This window comes from Neisseria sp. 19428wB4_WF04, from assembly GCF_015235335.1.
In the GTDB taxonomy this organism is placed as follows: domain Bacteria; phylum Pseudomonadota; class Gammaproteobacteria; order Burkholderiales; family Neisseriaceae; genus Neisseria; species Neisseria musculi.
The window spans coordinates 1-433 of the sequence record NZ_JADGLG010000168.1 but is presented as its reverse complement, the minus strand read 5'-3'; the positions used below and the strand labels follow the sequence as shown (position 1 = coordinate 433).

Annotated in this window: 1 protein-coding gene; it reads left to right on the top strand. The window is 38.1% G+C overall.

Going from position 1 to position 433, the window contains the following annotated elements; all coding sequences use genetic code 11:
• A partial coding sequence (locus IR141_RS12830) for a tyrosine-type recombinase/integrase (protein ID WP_228068274.1) occupies positions 1 to 306 on the top strand: 306 nt, incomplete at its 5' end.
• Between the last annotated feature and the right edge of the window lie 127 nt (positions 307 to 433).

The following is a 433-nucleotide window of genomic DNA, read 5'->3' as shown; positions in this document are numbered from 1 at the left end:
AAATACAAAGAGAATGAAGGGCGAGTTCGCTGGTTAAAGTCTGCTGAAGCACAAAGGCTGATAGGGGTAGCAAAACCAAGGTACTTCGCCGATCTGATTATATTTAGTCTTAATACTGGTTTAAGACAAAGTAATGTTTTAAATCTTAAGTGGGACCAAATAGATTTAGATCGTCAAGTTGCTTGGTATTATCCTGATGAGATGAAAGCTGGAAAAGCTTTGGGTGTTGTTTTAAATGAAGCCGCGATTGGGGATTTAAGGTGGCAGATAGGGAAACATTCCAAATATGTTTTTGTGAGGCTCTAGACTAGCAGAATAGCTCTGTTAGCCTAGAAAAATGAAATATAACACCAAGTTAAGTTACTATCAGCTCAAAAAATTATCAAGCATTTTTGTGTCGGTATAGAAGCCTCAAAAACCGCTTTGCCGACAG